At 64.3% G+C, this 17,953-nt stretch carries 16 protein-coding genes; 9 read left to right on the top strand and 7 right to left on the bottom strand.

Annotation, left to right across the window (positions count from 1 at the left end; genetic code table 11):
• Positions 1 to 134 precede the first annotated feature (134 nt).
• Both ACNO8S_RS15720 and ACNO8S_RS15725 read right to left on the bottom strand, forming a co-directional pair.
• Positions 135 to 2,507, bottom strand: coding sequence for a methyl-accepting chemotaxis protein (locus tag ACNO8S_RS15720; RefSeq protein WP_146417698.1), 2,373 nt, complete (start codon positions 2,505 to 2,507; stop codon positions 135 to 137).
• Positions 2,507 to 3,652: a BMP family lipoprotein gene (locus tag ACNO8S_RS15725; protein WP_420182261.1), complete on the bottom strand. Its 1,146-nt coding sequence runs from the start codon at positions 3,650 to 3,652 to the stop codon at positions 2,507 to 2,509. The genes ACNO8S_RS15720 and ACNO8S_RS15725 overlap by 1 nt, the downstream gene beginning before the upstream one ends.
• 386 nt (positions 3,653 to 4,038) lie before the next feature.
• Between ACNO8S_RS15725 and ACNO8S_RS15730 the strand changes: the two genes are divergently transcribed.
• From ACNO8S_RS15730 to ACNO8S_RS15755, 6 genes are all read left to right on the top strand, one after another.
• A complete protein-coding gene (locus ACNO8S_RS15730; protein WP_420182262.1) occupies positions 4,039 to 7,566 on the top strand; it encodes an LAGLIDADG family homing endonuclease in 3,528 nt (1,175 codons plus the stop codon).
• 1 nt (position 7,567) lies between these two features.
• A complete protein-coding gene (locus ACNO8S_RS15735) occupies positions 7,568 to 7,840 on the top strand; it encodes a hypothetical protein (RefSeq protein WP_014039081.1) in 273 nt (90 codons plus the stop codon).
• A 169-nt stretch (positions 7,841 to 8,009) separates the two neighbouring features.
• A complete protein-coding gene (locus tag ACNO8S_RS15740) occupies positions 8,010 to 8,345 on the top strand; it encodes a hypothetical protein (RefSeq protein ID WP_008307136.1) in 336 nt (111 codons plus the stop codon).
• The gene (locus ACNO8S_RS15745; protein ID WP_420182263.1) at positions 8,342 to 9,151 is read left to right on the top strand and encodes a hypothetical protein; all 810 of its coding nucleotides are present in this window, start codon (positions 8,342 to 8,344) and stop codon (positions 9,149 to 9,151) included. The genes ACNO8S_RS15740 and ACNO8S_RS15745 overlap by 4 nt, the downstream gene beginning before the upstream one ends.
• Before the next feature lie 32 nt (positions 9,152 to 9,183).
• Positions 9,184 to 9,951 carry a hypothetical protein gene (locus ACNO8S_RS15750; RefSeq protein WP_050007189.1) on the top strand — a complete coding sequence of 256 codons (768 nt, stop codon included), beginning with the start codon at positions 9,184 to 9,186 and terminating at the stop codon, positions 9,949 to 9,951.
• Positions 9,948 to 10,664, top strand: a complete 717-nt coding sequence (locus tag ACNO8S_RS15755) for a MinD/ParA family ATP-binding protein (RefSeq protein WP_420182264.1) — start codon at positions 9,948 to 9,950, stop codon at positions 10,662 to 10,664. Before ACNO8S_RS15750 ends, ACNO8S_RS15755 begins: the two co-directional genes overlap by 4 nt.
• On the opposite strand, the gene ACNO8S_RS15760 is transcribed toward ACNO8S_RS15755, so the two are convergent.
• Positions 10,643 to 11,503: a transcription initiation factor IIB gene (locus tag ACNO8S_RS15760; RefSeq protein WP_420182265.1), complete on the bottom strand. Its 861-nt coding sequence runs from the start codon at positions 11,501 to 11,503 to the stop codon at positions 10,643 to 10,645. The two genes, ACNO8S_RS15755 and ACNO8S_RS15760, sit on opposite strands and share 22 nt — an antisense overlap.
• 170 nt (positions 11,504 to 11,673) lie before the next feature.
• Between ACNO8S_RS15760 and ACNO8S_RS15765 the strand changes: the two genes are divergently transcribed.
• Positions 11,674 to 12,168, top strand: coding sequence for a hypothetical protein (locus ACNO8S_RS15765; RefSeq protein ID WP_014039086.1), 495 nt, complete (start codon positions 11,674 to 11,676; stop codon positions 12,166 to 12,168).
• Between the two features lie 193 nt (positions 12,169 to 12,361).
• Positions 12,362 to 13,882 carry a hypothetical protein gene (locus ACNO8S_RS15770; RefSeq protein WP_420182266.1) on the top strand — a complete coding sequence of 507 codons (1,521 nt, stop codon included), beginning with the start codon at positions 12,362 to 12,364 and terminating at the stop codon, positions 13,880 to 13,882.
• An 82-nt stretch (positions 13,883 to 13,964) separates the two neighbouring features.
• Here the strand turns inward: ACNO8S_RS15770 and ACNO8S_RS15775 are convergent, their stop codons facing one another.
• Entirely contained in the window at positions 13,965 to 14,549 is a 585-nt protein-coding gene (locus ACNO8S_RS15775) for an NADPH-dependent FMN reductase (RefSeq protein ID WP_014039088.1), read from the bottom strand.
• A gap of 262 nt (positions 14,550 to 14,811) precedes the next feature.
• On the bottom strand, positions 14,812 to 15,072 hold the full coding sequence (locus tag ACNO8S_RS15780; protein WP_023843050.1) for a hypothetical protein: 261 nt from the start codon (positions 15,070 to 15,072) through the stop codon (positions 14,812 to 14,814).
• Between the two features lie 97 nt (positions 15,073 to 15,169).
• Here ACNO8S_RS15780 and ACNO8S_RS15785 point away from each other — a divergent pair, with 97 nt between their 5' ends.
• Complete coding sequence (locus ACNO8S_RS15785) at positions 15,170 to 15,706, top strand: Rieske (2Fe-2S) protein (protein ID WP_151102732.1); 537 nt, start codon at positions 15,170 to 15,172, stop codon at positions 15,704 to 15,706.
• A 42-nt stretch (positions 15,707 to 15,748) separates the two neighbouring features.
• Here ACNO8S_RS15785 and ACNO8S_RS15790 read toward each other — a convergent pair whose 3' ends face one another.
• Together ACNO8S_RS15790 and ACNO8S_RS15795 are read right to left on the bottom strand one after the other, a co-directional pair.
• Entirely contained in the window at positions 15,749 to 17,236 is a 1,488-nt protein-coding gene (locus tag ACNO8S_RS15790) for an MATE family efflux transporter (RefSeq protein WP_064288513.1), read from the bottom strand.
• Entirely contained in the window at positions 17,233 to 17,829 is a 597-nt protein-coding gene (locus ACNO8S_RS15795; protein WP_420182267.1) for a TetR/AcrR family transcriptional regulator, read from the bottom strand. Before ACNO8S_RS15795 ends, ACNO8S_RS15790 begins: the two co-directional genes overlap by 4 nt.
• Between the last annotated feature and the right edge of the window lie 124 nt (positions 17,830 to 17,953).

Raw genomic sequence — 17,953 nt, forward strand, 5'->3', positions numbered from 1 at the left:
CAGATACTCGTTCTGATCGTCCCTCGCAGTCATCGCTCTTCGTAGTCGTACTCGCGTTCCGACTGCCGCTGACATGCTACCAGCGAATACCCGAGCCACACTGCGAAAAGAAGCCGTAGCGATGGCACGCCGCGCTAGTCGCCAGTCCCGTCGGGGGTGGAACGCGTAGTGCGCTCCTCGCTGGCACCGTCGGCATCGCCGTGGTCGTCTCCCCCGCCACTGGTGTCGAACTGATCGACAGTCGCGGCCAGCGAGTCGGCGCGGTCGCGGAGTTCGTCCGCGCTCTGGGCGATTTCAGCAACGGACGCGGACTGCTCCTCGGCGGCCGCCGATACCTGCTCGGCGTCCTCTGTCACGTTCTGGCTGATCTCGGAAACTCCATCGACGCGGTGGACGACGCTCTGTGTCGCGTCGGCCTGGTCTTCGGTGGCATCCGCAATCTCCTGAATCCCGTCGTTGGCGTCCTCGATTGCCTCGACGGTATCCTCGATGGCGTCGGCAGCCTCGCGGACAGTCTCGACACCGGTGTCGATGTGGTCGCTGGTCGCGCGGATGTCCGTGACAGTCTCGTCGGTCTCCGTCTGCACGGCCGCGATTTCGGCCTCTATCTCTGCGGCCGCCTGTTTCGTCTCCTCCGCGAGGTTCTTGACCTCGTCGGCGACAACGGCGAAGCCCTCGCCGTCCTTGTCGGCACGGGCGGCCTCGATGTTGGCGTTCAGGGCGAGCATATTCGTCTGCTCGGCGATATCCGAGATGAAGTCGACGATCTCGCCGATGTCGTCCATCCGCTCCTGTAGCGCGAGAATCTGGTCGACCGCGTCTGCCGAGCGGGACTCGATTTCCGCCATGTCGTCGATGGCCGACTCGGCGGCTTCCCGGCCCGCTTCGCCACGGTCGACGGCTTCTCTGGCCGTCTCTGCGACCGTCGTCGACGACGCTGCGACTTCCTCGATGCTCGCCGATAGCTGGTCCATCTCGGCGGCGGCCTCCTCGAGGTCGTCGTGCTGTCTGATAGCGCCGTCGGCGATCTCCTGTATGCGGTCACTGACGGTCTGGCTCGTCGTCTCGATTTCCTCGGCCCCGGTTGCGACCTCGATTGTGGCATTCGCGACCTCGTCGGCGAACGCCGCGACCTCGCTGACGGTGGCTTCGAGGCCGTCGAGCATCGCGTTGAACTCCACTGCGACTTCCCGCATCGCCGTCTCTTCCGCGTCCTCGTCGAGTCGCTCCGTGAGGTCACCGTCGGCGATGTCTTGCATCACCGCGCTGTACTCGGTGGCGCGCTCCTGCAGACGCTGGCTGGCTTCCTCTGCCTCGGCCCGTGCGTCTTCTGCTTCCGTACGCAGCTCTTCGGCTTCCGCCCGCGCCGTCTTCGCTTCCTCGACCGCATCCTCCGCTTCCTGAATGCGGTTCTGCAGCGAGACTCGCATATCGTCAAACGTCCCGTAGAGCCGGCCGATTTCGTCGGCACGGTTCGTCGAGAGGTCGACATCGAAGTCCCCGGCCTCGATGCGTTCGGCACGGTCTCGCAGCTGCTTCAGGGGGTCGACCGTGCGTTTCCCAAGCACGAGACCGACAGCCGACAACGAAACGAGCGCCAGCAGTACAAGCAGTCCGACCGTCTGACCGACCGTATCCCGGACACTGAACGCCTGGGCCGTGTCCAGGCTCGTAACAGTGACCCAGTTGGTGGTCGGGACGGGCGCGAACGCGTACACGCGACCATCGGCAACCGCTGTCACCGGTGCTGCAGTGCCGTTCGCGTCGCGGATCGCCGCGAGGCTCTCACTGTGGGTGTCGGCATCGAACTCGCGGTCGATGTTCAACACCGTCTCGTCGTTAGTGTTCAGAATCGTGGTTTCCTTCGTGGAATTGGCATCGCTGAGCCGGTCGACCTGGCTCTGGATGCGCGTGACGACGACGAGGTACGAGCCGTCGCGCTTCGGGACCGAGCTAGCGAACGCCATCACGGGCTCGTCGTTGAGGACCGGTGAGCGGTACGACCGACTACTCGACCACACCTGACTGTTGTTCCCGGGTCCTTCCGGCACTTCGGCGGCCGTCCACGGCGCGTCAAGTTCGGATAGCGACCGCCCCTCCAGCGGGAGTTCCGTGCTGGCGACCACTTCGCCACGAGTATCGTTTACGAGGTGCATACTGACAACATCGTCGGGCAGTAACTGGTCCTGCAACAGGATGTACGCCGCGGCGCGCCGGTCACTCCGGAGCGGTTCGCCCTGTGAGACGGAGCGCGTGTGCGTGCGTTGCTGTTCGACCCACGAGCCGATAGAGCCCCCCTCCAGCTGGCTGGTCTCGGCGAGCTGTCCGGTCGTCTGGCGTTCGACGGCTGTGGATGTCGCCTGGAAGGTGAACGCGCCAGCGCCCGCGATGACGAGCAACACGGCAAGGAACGCAACAGCGAACTTCGCAGCGAACCGCTGCCGGACAAACTCGGGAGCGACCCGATCAAGCGCGCTCGCCAGTCCGTCGAGCGGACCGCCCGCCATCAGGCACCACCCGTGTTGGAGCGCTCAGTGGGTACGTCGATGTCGCCGGCGGCGACCTGCTCCCGCGACGTCGACAGCGCCTCCCTGACATCGTCGGGAATTGCCGGTTCGAGGGAGGTGCCATAGACGACGCCGACGCCGTCACTATCCAGCCCGAGAGAGACCACCTCACCAGCGGGAAGGCTGTCCGTGACCGTCGCCGTCGCAGCGTCGTAGACGGCTACGTTCACCCGCTTGACCATGCTCGCGAGCACGACGTCCGCGTACCGGGGATTACTGCGGGACTGGTCCGAGTCAACACCGATTGCGTACCGGCCACTGGCCTGTGCGGCCTGGAAGATGCCGACACCTGCGCCACCCGCTGCGTGGTAGACGATGTCCGCCCCATCATCGTACATCCCGGCTGCGATGTCGCGGGCGCCCTGCACGTCGTCGAAATTCCCGAGATACTCCGTGAGGACATCGACGTCCGTGTTGGCGTACTCGACGCCGGCTCTGAAGCCGGCCTCGAACTTGTGGATGAGGGGCTGGTCGAGGCCGCCGACGAATCCGACGGTCGTCTCGTCCGGGTTCGTCGAGCCTGCCCCGAGGTCGATATCTCTGGTCGTGAGCAGCCCAGCGAGGTTCCCGGCCTGGAACGACCCCTCGTGTTCGCGGAACACGTAACTCGCCACGTTGTCGGCCTCCACGACAGAGTCGACGATCATGAATTGCTGGTCTGTGTACTCCGGTGCAGTCTCAGACAGCCCCTCGGCCTGCAGGAATCCGATACAACAGATCAGGTCGTATGGCGGGTTCGACGAACTCGCCAGTTCGGCCTGTACCTCCGCGAAGCCGGCGACGCTGTTTGGCTCGTGGTTCGTGTATTCGACCCCGTCATCGAGCCGCGCGCGCTGAATGCCGCGGTTCGCCGCATCGTTGAACGAGCGGTCATCGAGCCCGCCCAGTGCGTACACCATTCCGACAGTCGCCGCCGCATCGCTCACGTCGATGTCGCTTTCGGTCGCTTGCTGGCTGTCGCCGCTGTCCTCGTCTCCGCTCCCTCCGAAATCCCCGAAGCGGCCTGCACAGCCGGCGAGCGTTGCGGTCGCGGCCGCGCTGCCGCTGGCGAGGAGCCGACGCCTTGTGATTTTTTGATCGCGCACGGTTATTCTACTCTGAGTGAATCAGGTATACCAGCAAAAACTACTGGTCCCAATTCTCGGCACTGATATTGGTAGCGCCTTTGTGACGCTACAGTGGTGAAGCTATTATCCGAAATTGCCCGTGAGGCAGTCTCCTGTCCAGTAAATGTCGATTAAACCGACAGTCGTTTGCAGTAGTGATTGTGTCGATTGCAAGTCCTACTAAAGATAATCTCAGTCAGTTTCGTTACCCCCAGTCACCCGATTCGATCAGAGCCTCGTGGGGAATCCTTTGTCTTCACCGGCCCATATCACCAGCACCCGTGCGCCCGCTGGTTCCCTCACTTCAGTTCCACCCCGGTTTGCGAACCTTCTTAGGCCAGTGGGCATAACCACTGTCCACTCAAATGGCGACCGCCGAGAACACCGAACTCATCGACCGCTTCGAGGAGTTCTACCGCAACTACTACCGCAACGAGATCGGTGAGCTCGCCCAGAAATACCCGAACGACCAGAAATCGCTGTATATCGACTGGGACGACCTCTATCGCTTCGACCCGGACCTGGCCGACGACTACCGCACCAAGCCCGAGCAGATTCAGGAGTACGCCGAGGAGGCCCTGCGACTGTACGACCTCCCGGTGGACGTCTCACTCGGGCAGGCCCACGTCCGCGTCCGGAACCTCCCCGAGTCGGAGGATATCCGCGATCTGCGCCACGAACACCACGGCAACCTCGTCGCCGTCCGGGGCATCATCCGGAAAGCGACCGACGTGCGTCCGAAAGTCATCGAGGCGGCCTTCGAGTGCCAGCGCTGTGGCACGCTCACGCGCATCCCCCAGACCGCCGGCGACTTCCAGGAACCCCACGACTGCCAGGGCTGTGAACGACAGGGCCCGTTCCGGCTCAACACCGACCAGTCCCAGTTCATCGACGCACAGAAGCTCCGCGTCCAGGAGTCCCCCGAGGGACTGCGCGGCGGGGAGACGCCCCAGTCCATCGACATCAACATCGAGGACGACATCACGGGCCACGTTACCGCCGGTGACCACGTTCGCGTGACCGGCATCCTCAAGCTCGACCAGCGGGGCAACGACAACGAGAAGTCCCCGATGTTCGACATTTACATGGAAGGCGTCAGCGTCGAAATCGAGGACGAGCAGTTCGAGGACATGGAGATCACCGACGCCGACAAGAAGGAAATCGTCGAACTCTCAAACGAGTCCGACATCTACGACAAGATGGTCGGCGCTATCGCACCCTCCATCTACGGCTACGAGAAGGAGAAGCTCGCGATGATGCTCCAGCTCTTTTCCGGCGTGACCAAAGAGCTTCCTGACGGATCTCGAATACGTGGCGACCTCCATATGTTGCTGATAGGAGACCCGGGGACGGGGAAATGCGTCCACGGTGACACGCGGGTAACTCTCGCAGACGGCCACGAACGGCCGATACGAGAGATCGTCGAATCGAACTTAGATGATCCCAGACCAGTCGACGACGGCGTGTGGGACACTGTTGATTTCGATGTCCCCTCACTCCAATCCGATGGAACAGTAGCCACGCAAAACGCGACCAAGGTTTGGAAGCGCGAGGCACCGGAAACACTGTATCGGATACGAACCGCGACTGGTCGTGAACTCGATGTAACCCCGTCCCATCCACTGTTCGTCCAAGCTGACGGCCGGTTCCAGGCCAGGAAAGCCGAGGAATTAGAGAGTGGCACACACATCGCAGTTCCCCGGAAGCTATCCACAGATGGCCACGACGACCTGGACATCACGTTCCGACAATCACAGGCCCACAACAGAATCGATCTTGACTTTCCACCGCAGTGGACACCCGAACTGGCCCGTCTGATCGGTTATATTGTTGCCGAGGGGTACGTCGAGCAACGTCCGGATAACACGGGGTATGTTTCGATAACCAATAACGACCGCGAAGTTCTCGATGACGCGAAATCTGTTCTGGAGACACTGAACCTCAACGTTACGGAACGGAGTTCACACGAGGGGAAGACCGCCCGCGAACTGTTGTGTTCTGCCGGCGAGTTCGTGAGCTTCCTCGCATCTCTGGACGAAACGTTGCTCCAGTCCTCGGCGGAGAGACGCGTTCCGCAAGATATCATGCGAGCCAGCAACAACGTTGTCACCGGATTTATTCGAGGCTATATCGAGGGAGAGGGACACGTTTCGACATCACAGCGAGAGATTACTGTTGCTTCGATGAGTAAACCGCTGCTGGAAGACGTTCGAACCCTGCTCGTCACACAGGGAATCACGGCACAACTCCAACCCCGGAACAACGGCAGCTACCGGCTTCGAATCTCCGGGCAGTCTTTCCACGACTACGCCGAACAAATCGGATTCATCACAGCGCGAAAGACCGAAGTGTGCCGGCAATTCGAGGGAACCCACGGAAATACGAACCTTGATATTGTCCCCAATCTGGGTCCGGAACTCCGTCGCATCCGGGAAGCACTTGGACTGACGCAATCCGAGTGCGGCCTCCCGCGTTCGACGTATCAACACTACGAGCGGGGACGCCGAAACCCAAGCCGTGACAGTCTCGAATCGGTTCTCGATGCGTTCCAGGCACGGTTGGCTGAGATGAACAATGACACACCTATCAGCGACACTGCGCGTAGCGACGGCGGCGGAACGGGGTCACTCCGTCAAGACCTGAACGGACTCGCTGCATTCGTCGAAGGTGACATCGCGTGGGACCGAATCGAATCGATAGAACCCATCGAACACGATGAAAAGTGGGTCTACGACCTCGAAATCGAGGGGACACACAACTATCTCACTAACGGCGTGGTCTCGCATAACTCACAGATGCTGTCATATATCGAGAATATCGCACCACGCTCTGTCTACACCTCCGGCAAAGGGTCGTCGAGCGCAGGGCTCACTGCGGCCGCCGTGCGCGACGACTTCGGCGACGGCCAGCAGTGGACGCTGGAAGCGGGCGCGCTCGTGCTCGCAGACCAGGGCATCGCCGCTATCGACGAACTCGATAAGATGTCACCGGAAGACCGGTCGGCGATGCACGAGGCGCTGGAACAGCAGCGTATCAGCGTCTCGAAGGCCGGAATCAACGCGACGCTCAAATCCCGCTGTTCGCTACTCGGTGCGGCTAACCCCAAGTACGGCCGCTTCGACCAGTACGAACCCATCGGAGAGCAGATCGACCTCGAACCGGCGCTCATCTCCCGCTTTGACCTCATCTTCACCGTGACGGACAAGCCTGACGAGGAGAAAGACCGGAACCTCGCCGAGCACATCATCCAGACCAACTACGCCGGCGAACTCCACACGCACCGGACGGAAAACCCCACTTCGAATTTCAGCGAGGAGGAGGTCGGGACCGTCACCGAGGAGGTCGCGCCGACAATCGAACCGGACCTCCTCCGGAAGTACGTCGCCTACGCGAAGCGCAACTGCTTCCCGACGATGACCGAGGAGGCAAAGAGCCGTATCGAGGACTTCTACGTCGACCTACGGATGAAGGGACAGGACGAGGACGCGCCGGTGCCCGTCACCGCCCGGAAACTGGAGGCGCTGGTCCGATTGGCCGAGGCCTCTGCACGTATACGCCTCTCTGACACCGTCGACGAAGCCGACGCCGACCGAGCGGTCGACATCGCCCACTACTGCCTGAAGGAGATCGGCGTCGACCCCGAGACCGGCGAGTTCGACGCCGATGTGGTCGAGACCGGCCAGTCAAAGACCCAGCGCGACCGCATCCAGAACATCAAAGGCATCATCTCGGACATCGAAGACGAGTACGACGAGGGCGCACCCGCCGACGTGGTCATCGAACGCGCCGAGGAGGTCGGCATCGACGAGTCGAAGGCCGAACACGAGATCGACAAGCTGAAACAGAAAGGTGAGGTGTACGAGCCCCGGACGGACCACCTCCGGACGACCTGATATGGACCGCATTTCCGCACTCCGCAACATTGAGGAGGCGCTGGCCGAGTTCGAGACAGGGTCGAAGTCACTCAGTGACCTCGAACAGGACGTTCGCGGGACGCTCCGGACCTACGCGACTGAGTTCGAGGGGGACCTGCAGGCCTACCGGGCAAGCGGTGAGGCCGCCGTGGACGGCCTCGTCGTCCTCGCGCCATCCGAGACAGCAGCCCGCGAACGGGTGCAAGACCTCGTCGCGGACGCCGGCGAATTTACCGTTACAGTCGTCGAGTAGGGCGTTCTCTAGCACCGCGGGTACTGTCGATGTCTCCATCTGCTGTCCACAGTGTCGACTCCGGAGTCCGACTGCCGCCGCTATCTTTCTGGCCAGTCGTCATATATATTCAATTTAAAACACATTCAATTCAGTAAAATTTTATAGTAATAATAGTAATGTCTACCCAGTGCTACTCGTCGTCACGTACTCCCGGGCGGCACGCACAGACCTGCGGAACGTCTGTCGTGCCCACGAAGACTGTGTCGTTCGGCAGTTCGGGAGAGCAGCGCTGTTCTCCGGAACCGAGTTCGGGGCCTTCCAGGCGCTCCGGCTCCACGAGAAACACGACCTCGACATACAGATCGAACACGTCGAACCGTTCGAGCCGACAGACGTCCCGAAGCACGTCCGCGAGGCGGCCAAACGGTACGAAGCACGCGAGGAACCGGCGACGCCCTACGAGCGGTTCGCGTCGGGGCGTGACCTCCCGGACCCGGACCAACTCCGAGGCGTCGACCTGTGAAGCTCCGCGTCGCTGGAACCACTTACGCGGGCGCTGTCGTCGACCTCCGAGCGCGAGGCGTCGACGGTCGAATCATCGCCGCGAGTATCCGTGGGCAGCGGTGCTTTCCGGCCCTTTCCTGCCCGGAACCACCGGCCGTGTACGCCTACGCCGGATACGTCCACCCGTCGATGGGACTCCGAACGCGGACCGCGCTCGCGGCCGCCGCTCGGTCACGGGGACACGAGACCCCGCAGGACGACGCTATCGCGGAGTGCCGCGCCCAGCTGGCCGACCTCGAATGTTCGCCGCCGGATCTGCCGGACCCTGTCGAGCCGGTTTCGGAGTCGACCATCGACGGCTTGCAGGAAGCGGTCGCGACCCACCGCGGCCGTCTCACCGCTCGGCAGGCGGTCGGGGCGGACGACGGGGCGGTACAGGCTGACCTCCGGGACGCGGCGACAGAACTGAGCGAACGGGAGACCCGACGGGCTGCCGCCAGAGAGACCCGCGAACTCCGCCGGGAGCGGGCACGCGCCTACCGGGATACGCTGGAGGAGCAGCGACGGCTTGCTGACGAACTGGCGAATCTCCGACGGAGTGCCCGGGCGACCCTCGTCGACCGATGCGCCGATGCGTTCGCTCGGGCCATCGAAGCCGTTCCGGGGCCGGTCCCGGACAGCCCGTTCGACGCCGACCCAGTAACGGCCGCGCTGGCCGTACTCCGGGTCGCCCGGACGCCCGCACCGGTCGTCCTCGGAACGGATCGGTTCAGGTCACCGACGGCTGCGTCGGACTGTCTCGACGCCCCTGTCGTCCGCTGCTGACTTTTAAATCGGAAGGCCGGACCACCACCCCTATGGTTACCTTCGACTGTCGCGCCGAGCGAGTTGACGGCGTGACGCTCGTCACGGCGACCGTCGGCGACGTTACCGAACCGACTCGAATCACTGTTCGGAACTGTCTCGATGGCCCTCTCTGGCCGCCGAGAAAGCAGGGCGTTCCAGAGGCCGGCTGGACCGAGGACGGCTTCGAGGGCATCGTCGGCCCGGGAACGCACGCGCTCGGTTACGCGACGCCGGCCCCACTATCTGACCAGCCGGCGGATCTGGTGCGTGCCGAGCCGACGTCCGATACGACCCCGGCGGACGAGCGACTCGACTCCGCAGATGCCGTCCTCAGGGAACTGGGCGACCCGTCGCCGCCTGTTGATGCTGTGCCTGCAGGCGAGCCATCGCAGGCGGCCGAAGCCGCGAGTCGGCGGTCGAATGAATCCACGGTCGAACAGGAGATGGACCCGCAGCGAGCGACCGTCAAATCGCCAGCCGAGTCGAGGACTCCAAGCGGCCAGCGACCGGACCAGCAGCTCCCCGACGCTGTCTCGCAGTGGCTCGAAACCGTTGCTCGACGCGTCGACCGCGCAGAGCGGCTGGCCGAGGCGGACTCGCTGTCGGCGGCGACAGCTGCGGTTCGCGCGGCGGACGGCCTGTCCGGCGTCCGGACGGTCGCGACACGCGGCGATACTGACGAGCAGATGCTCCGTGCGTTGGCCCGGCGGGCCGAACGGCTCGCCGACCGACGGGCGGCCGCCACAGTGCCGACCGAGACGCTGTCGCGCCTGGCATGATCTTGGCAGTCACCGGCGGCAAGGGCGGCGTCGGCAAGTCCACTATCGCGTACAATCTCGCGGCGGAACTCGGCGCGCTCGAACGGCCTAACAGCAGGGACTCGCGCTCGAACGCGAACGCTGGGAGCGTCGTCGTCGACGGCGACCTCGGGATGGCGGACCTCCCGTCCAGTCACGGCCCCGACCTGCACGACGTGCTCGCCGACCGCGCCGACCCGCACGAGGCTGTCCGTGAGACCGGCCCCGTGACCCTCGTTCCCTGCGGGCGGACGCTGGCCGGCGCTCGAAGCGCCGACTTGCAGGGCCTCACGGACGTATTCGCCGCGCTGGAGCGGACCTATCGCTGGGTCATCGTAGACTCGCCAGCCGGCCTGCACGCCGACGTGGGTCTGCCCCTCGCAGCCGCCGACGCCGCGATACTCGTCACGACGCCGGAGGGCGCGGCGCTCGCTGACGCCTTCCGGGTCCGAGCGCTGGCCCGTGAACTCGACGCCGGACTCTGTCGGGTCGTCCTCAACCGTGCCGGTCCGAACCCCGCGACCGAGGCCGTCACGGACCGGTTCGGTGCACCGACCGTCGCTGTCCCGGAGAGCGAGCCGCTGGCGACGGCGCAGGCGCACGGACAGCCGCTTCGGGAAACAGCGCCGGACACGCCAGCGCGGCGTTCGCTCGAATCGCTCGCTGACGCCGTCTACTCCTGTAGCTCGGTGTAGGTTCCCCGTAGCGTGACCGGCGTCACGTCCGCCGTCTCCGCCGCCTCGGCCTGCGTGAGCGCCACGTCCCGTTCCTGGGCCGCGGTGTAGAGACACGCCGCCGCGACGCCGGCCGGATTGCGGCCGCTGACCAGCCCACGGTCCTGTGCCTCGTCAACGAGCCCCTCCGCGCGCTGGCGGACCGCCGTCGGCAGGTCCAGCGTCGTCGCGAACCGAGGGACGTACTCCCGAGGGTCAATCGGCCCGGTCGGCAGCCCGAGCTCCCTGTTCAGGGCGTCGTAGGCCGCGCGAAGCTCCGCCTGGGTCGCCTTGGCGACGGTACAGAGCTCGTCGACGGTTCGGGCGACCCCTTCAGTCCGGCAGGTGGCATAGATAGCTGCGGCCGCGAATCCTTCCAGCGTTCGCCCCTGAAGCAGGTCCTCGTTCTGTGCGGATTCGAACAGCACGCAGGCCCGGTCCCGGATCGCGTCCGAGAGCGACATCGAACTGATGATACGCCGGATCTCGGTGAAGGCGTACACCTTGTTTCGCTCGCGTTTCGAGCTGATCTGTGCGCGGTTGTGCTCGCGGCGGAGGCGGGCGAACTGACGGCGCTTGCGTCCTTTCAGCCGCGTCGACCGACCGATCTTCGTCGAGAGGCCGCGGTCGTGACGCGACCGTGTCAATGGCGCGCCTGTGCGTGCCCGGTCAGTGTCGTCATCGTCGAACGACCGCCACTCCGGTCCGGGGTCGATGGCGTCCTCGCCGACGACCAGTCCACAGCTGCCACAGACCGACTCGACACCCTGCTGTTTGACCGACCCGTTACACTCCGGACATTGCGTTACCGTCGTGCTCATGTTCCCACCTACGGCTGGGCGAGGGGTTAAAAAACCGATGCAAAGACGGGTTTCCGGGCGGTTTTCGATGCAACTGCCGACCGGTAACCGGTAGGTAGTTATCGGGTTCGACACCCGCGCCTATCGGTATACCGACAGCATTAAATTCCGGCACAAAGAATGAAATTTCAATGACGCTGTCGGATATCGCTGCCGGTGTCGAGGTCACGACCCACCAGCGTGATCGCGGCGTCGCTGCCGTCGACGAGACGGACGCCCCGCTCCCGGAGCGATTGGCCCCGGTGGCCGACGACCTCCCGTGCTCGGCGGCGACAGCGGCGACCGTCGTCGAGGCCTACGCAGCCGGCAAGAGCGTCGGCGATGCGGGCCGCGCCGCCGGTGTTGCGCCTGTGATGGCCGCCAAGACGCTCCATCTCGTCGGTGAGCAAGTGTCACCGGTCGGCCCACAGGGCCGTGAGATAATCGCCGATTGGCTCGCCGGGGACCTCTCTCGCAGCGATGCCATCGCACTCGCTGACGTAACTGAACAGGAGTTTGCCCTGGCGGTGTACATCGAAACGCACGAGCCGTTGCCCGCAGCTCGCGATGCAGTGGAGGGGGCGCTCACAACTGCGGAACGGGACCCGTTAGGGGAGACGATGAGCGACATCGGCGAGCTGCTGTGAGGATGTGTGATCTGCACTCTCGGCGAGGTCGGGGGTGAGCGACGTCGGCGAGTTGCTGTGAGTGCGTGACTACCGTTCTCTCGCTGAGTTGGGACCGATGCTGGCAAGTCGGTGTCGTGTGTGGAACCCCTGCTCTCGCTTCTCCCGTACTGTCTGGGGCACGCTTAACACCCGTGACTGCAAACCCGGAGTTATGTCGGCTTCGGAACTGGCAGACCGGGTGGCCGAGGTGCTTGCAGCGGACAGCGAGTCGTTCAACGAACGGGCCCGCGAGGAAGCCGAAGCGCTCAAATCCGCGGTCCGGAGCGGGACCTTCGACAACTCGGAGGCGATCGTCGGCATGGAGCTGGAGCTGTATGCCGTCGATGAGCAGACCGACGCGCTCCAGCGGGTCCCGCGTCAGTTGCTCGAACTCATCGGGTTCGAAAAGGAACTCGGCCTGCACAACGCCGAGATGCAGACGAGCCCGCAGCCGTTGAACACCCACGGGCTGGCGGCCCAGCGCAACGAACTGAAGGCGTCGCTGATGCCGGCCCAGCAACGGGTACGCAACGAGGGTATCCGCCTCGTCTCTGATGGCATGTGGACCGTTCCGCCCGCCGGCGAGACGGCCCGGGAGTACCTCTGTGATTGCGTCGAACAGAGCGGCGTCCGCATCGGGACGAACATGTCGGACTCCGTCCGCTATCACACGATGGCCAACACCGACTACCCCTCGGCGTTCGAGATCGATGCGCCACACGTCTCGCTACAGGCCGAGACGGTGATGCCGGAGTCGCTCATCACCTCGATTCAACCCCACTACCAGATTCCCCACGCCCCGGACCTGCCGGAGTATTTCACCTACGCGCTCCGCATCGCCGCGCCGCTGCTGGCACTCGGCGTCAACTCGCCGTTTTTCCCGCCGGACCTCTACGACGACGCGCCCGACCCCGAAATCGTCGCCGGGGCGAACATGGAGAACCGCATCGGCGTCTTCGAGTCGGTCCTCAATCCGCCCGACGGCGACTCGACGCCACCGAAAGTCTGCTTCCCGCCGGATTTCGACTCCGTCGAGGAGGCTATCGACGACATCGTCGCTGACGACACTATCGTCCCGGTCGACCTGCAGTCGGGGACCCGCTTCGACGACGACTTCGTTCACTTCCGGCACAAGCACGGCTCGTACTGGCGATGGGTCAGGCCGGTGTTCGAGGGGCCGACGCGGTCGGCGGCCAACGCCCGCATCGAGTTCCGCCCGCTGGCCGCACAGCCGACCGTCGACGACGCAATCGGGTTCGCGGCCGTTTTCGCCGGCCTGATGGAGAGCCTGCCACAGCTCGAACACCCCATCCGGTCGCTGGACTGGGAGACGGCGAAGCGGAACTTCTACGCCGCCGCTCGGAGCGGCCTGCGGGCGAAAATCGAGTGGATAACCGCCGACGGGGCGACGACGACTAACACCGAGGAGATATACGGCGAACTGTTCGAGCACGCACGCGAGGGCCTCGAACAGCGCGGCCTCTCGGCGGAGGAAGCCCACGGGTACATCCGGCCGCTACGCGAGCGCGTCGACCGCCGGCTCACGCCGGCACGCTGGAAACACGACTACGTCCGCCGCCGCGTTGAGGAGAACGTCCCGCTGGCCGAAGCGATCTGGGGGATGCAGGCCACCTACATCCGCCATCAGGAGGAGACGCTGCTGGAGGGCAGTTTCGTCGACTGGTTCGAGTGAGTCATACTGCTGGCTGTACTCCCCTGACGAATATTGCCACCCCGAGCTGGCGACTGTCTTCACGAAGGGACAGTCAACAGTATCAGTCGCCGGTCGCCAGTTCCGACTGTTCTGTTTCTTCGCGTCGGTCCGCAACACCCGTGTACGCGACGACGTTTGAGCCCAGTTCCTCGACGCGCGCTGCGATGTCTTCGTCGGCGATGTGTCCGTCCTCGAAGGCGGCCCACGATTCGGGGATGGCAACGGCTTGCGGAAGCGGCCAGCCCTTCAACTCCAGTACAGAGGCGCGAAGATGCTGTAGCGTCGGCGTGGGGAACCCGCCGCCGGCCACTGCGAGGATACCGACGGTCGCCCCTTCGACGTCGTCAATACTGCAGTAGTCAAGCGCCGTCTTCAGTGGTGAGGCGATGGTGCCGTGATACACGGGAGTTCCGAGGACCAGGGCGTCGGCCTCGCGGACACGGGCGGCGAGTTCCGGACCGTCACCGGAGTCGGCCTCACCCGCGTCGGGGTCGAACAGCGGGAGGTCCCACTCCCGGAGGTCGATGTGCTCGATCGTTGCACCATCCCCCACTGCCGCGTCGAGGGCGCGCTGGACGGCGATTCTGGTTCCGCTGTCGTCGCGGAGGCTTCCGCTGATACCGATAACGTGTGGCGTGTCGTGCATCGTGTGCCTGTTCGTAGCCACCGCTAATTAGTAAGTACTCTGAGAAAAAAGTTTCAGTGCGTATTCTGACAGGAAGTCACGGGTCAGGCCGTAGTGACATCGTGAATCAGTCGCGACAGCTGATATCGATGAACATAGACCGAATTCTATCGGTCACAGCGCTGCCGAGATTCACTGCTGAGGCCGATACGCACCTGTGATTTGACAGCAGTTCACCCGCGCTCCTGGGGGTGCCCTGCCCCACGTCCGTTGCTGCCCGCGACTACTCCTGGTCTTCGTCGCCGCCTTCTGTCTCGTCCATCTCGTCGCCGGTTTCGGAGGCCGCCGTCTCGTCTTCTGTCTCGTCCATCTCCTCGTGTTCGTCGTGTTCGGCGAACTCGACTTCGGCCTCAAGTTCGATTTCGACGCCCTTGCCTTCCAGTTCGGCTTCGAACTCCGCCATGTCTTCGACTTCGGCTTCCAGTTCCGCTGTATCTACCGCTACCTCGACCTCCACTTCGACGGAAACGTCGTCTCGGTCCATACCGACCTTCCGAGGGGCTGACATAACTCAGTTTTGCAACCGGCACGTTGCGACCGACTTCGACATCGCTATGTGTGTCAGCCGCTGACCCATTGCTATGAGCGACCCCGTGGACGTGACCGTTGACACCGACGACGAGTCGGAATCGGTCCGTATCCACGACGACGGTGGCGAGGTCGAAGCCGGCGACGCAACCGTCCGATTCAGTTTTTCCGGCACTGGAGACGATGGGCAGGCGGCTGGGGGCGACGACGAGCAGTCGCCCGACGGCAACGACGACCCGCGCTGCATCGCCGAACTCGACTCGGTGCCGACCGACAGCACGCTCGTGTTCGAGGCGCGCGACGACCGGCGCGGCGTCAACTGCATCCTGCACCGCTCGGGCGACGCCGTCGCCGCCTGGCGCAACTCCTGTCCCCACCAGCCCGAAGTCCCGCTCGACCCGGGCCGGGGCGCGATTGTGCGGGGCGACCGTCTGGTGTGTCACAAGCACGGCGCGCAGTTCGAACGCGACGACGGCGTCTGCACGCACGGCCCCTGCGCCGGCGACGCCCTCGACAGTATCGAGGTCACGGTTCGGGACGGCGACGTGTACCTCACGGACGAGCGCTTCGAGCGGGCCGAACGGCGCTGAAACGCGATTTTAGAACGTTTTGCGGTTGTCTCGATTGTGCCATCAGTCGTCTGCAATGGCCGGTTCGCTGCCGGCCCGGGGGTCGGCCTCGCGCCACGTCCCGCGGAGGAACCAGGCCGCGGCGAGGCCGGCCGCGAGGACGTTCGAGACGGCGAAGGCCAGCCAGATGCCCTGTTCGGCCAGCGAGTACGCGAAGAGGTCGACGACCTGCGGGCCGAGCCACGCCGGGACCGCAACTGGGCGGGATGCGACCCAGGCGACCGGCAGGCGGATGATTCCCAGCATGGTAACCGCCAGCGCCGCTGCGGTGAGCGTCTTACCGGCCCCGCGGAACCCGCCGGAGTAGGCCCGGACGACGCCGATGAAGCCGAAGGTCGGGGCGACCCACTGGAGGAACTCGGCCCCGATGCGGACGACCTCGGGGTCGTCGCTGAACACGCTGACGACGGCCGGTGCGGCGAAGATCGTGACCACACCCAGCACAGAGAGGATGGCAAACGATACTTTTGCGGCGAAGTGGTTGGCCGTCGCCGCGCGGTCAGGCCGCTCGGCACCGAGGTTCTGGCCGGTCATCGTTTCGACGCCGCGGTCCATCGCGATGGCGGGCATGAACACCAGCGAGAACACGCGGATGCCGACGCCGAAGGCCGCGACCACGGTCACGGAGAACGTCCCGACGATGAACAGCATGGCGTTGACTGACACGGCGCGCCCGGTGCCTTCGACGGAGGCCGGGATGCCCAGCCTGAGCAGTTTCCGGAGGTACTCCAGGTCGGGGGCCATATCACTGAGGTGAATCCGCACGCCGCGCCTGCCCGACAGCAGGATACCGATGCCGACGACCAGCGCTACGGCACGCGAGAAGATGGTCGCGACGGCCGCGCCGACGACGCCCATCTCGGGGAACACCCACCAGCCGAAGATGAGGAACGGGTCGATGACGATGTTCAGCACGACAGTCCCGAACATCACGAGCATCGGCGTGATGGTGTCGCCGGCCCCGCGCATCAGTGAGATGAACACGAAGAAGCCGAACATCGCCGTCAGCCCGAGCGAAACGACCTGTAGGTAGCCCGTTGCGCCCGGCAGCACCTCGCTGGATGCGCCCAAAAGCGACAGGAAGTCTTCGACGAAGAAGTAGCCGGTCGCGCCGAGCAGCACGGAGGCCAGCAGCGCGAACGTCACAGTCTGGGAGGCGGCGTACTCGGCCTCGCGGTGCTCCTCAGCCCCGGTATGCTGGGCGACCAGTACGCTGCCCGCCACCGACAGCCCCATGCCGAGCGAGATGAGCAGGAAGATCATCGGGAAGGCAAAGGAGATTGCCGCAAGCGCTGTCGTGGAATACTGGCCGAGCCAGAACGTGTCGGCGAGGTTGTACGCCACCTGGAGCAGGTTCGTGATGACGATGGGGAAGGAGAGAAACAGCAGCGGCTTGCCGATGTCACCGCTTGTCAGTTCTAGTTCCTCTTGCCCCTTGAACAGGTTCCCGAGTCGCGCTCCCAAGCGGCCTAGTTTCTGCCGGAGGCTCACGCTGTGACCTCCTGCTGTCCGTCGAGAAGGTGCGTCTCGACGTACTCGGTGAGCATCCGTCTGGTACACTTGACCGGGCGTCCGGTCGTGACGCGCTCGGTCGCAGCCCCGGTCAGCACGGTGACGATGAACCGGGCGGTCTCATCGGCGTCAAGGTCCGATTTGAACGTCCCGTCAGCGATACCGTCTTCGAGAATCACTTCGAGTTCGTCGACGAGGTAATCGTCGAACTTCGTGAGCCGCTCGCGAAAGCCAGGTTCGTATGGCGCGTGGGCGCGGATTTCGAGAATCGCCGTCCCGAACTCTTCGCTCCCGTCGTCCGGCTTGTCTAGCACGGAATCGATGAGCGAAAGCAGGCGCTCGTGTGGGGTCTCGCCGGCGGGGTCCTCGATCCGGTCGACGAACCCGTCATAGAGGTATTCGAGGAACGCACAGAGGAGGTCGTGTTTGCTGTCGTAGTGGTAGTGGAGGGCAGCCTTGCTCTTGTCCGACTCGTCGGCGATGTCCTGCATCGTCAGATCCGCGTAGCCGTGCGTACACAGCGCACGGTAGGTCGCGTCCATAATATCGTCGGCCGTGTCGCCGTCGTTCATTACGCGTAACTAACTGACTGGTCAGTCAAGAATGCGTCGGTACCGCTTGCGGGTGAGTTCGCATGCCCTGCTATCTCGGGCTCAGACTCGCAGGAGCCGTCGCTCTGGGAGCGGTCGGAACGAC

Source organism: Haloarcula sp. KBTZ06, from assembly GCF_048595605.1.
Classification (GTDB): domain Archaea; phylum Halobacteriota; class Halobacteria; order Halobacteriales; family Haloarculaceae; genus Haloarcula; species Haloarcula hispanica.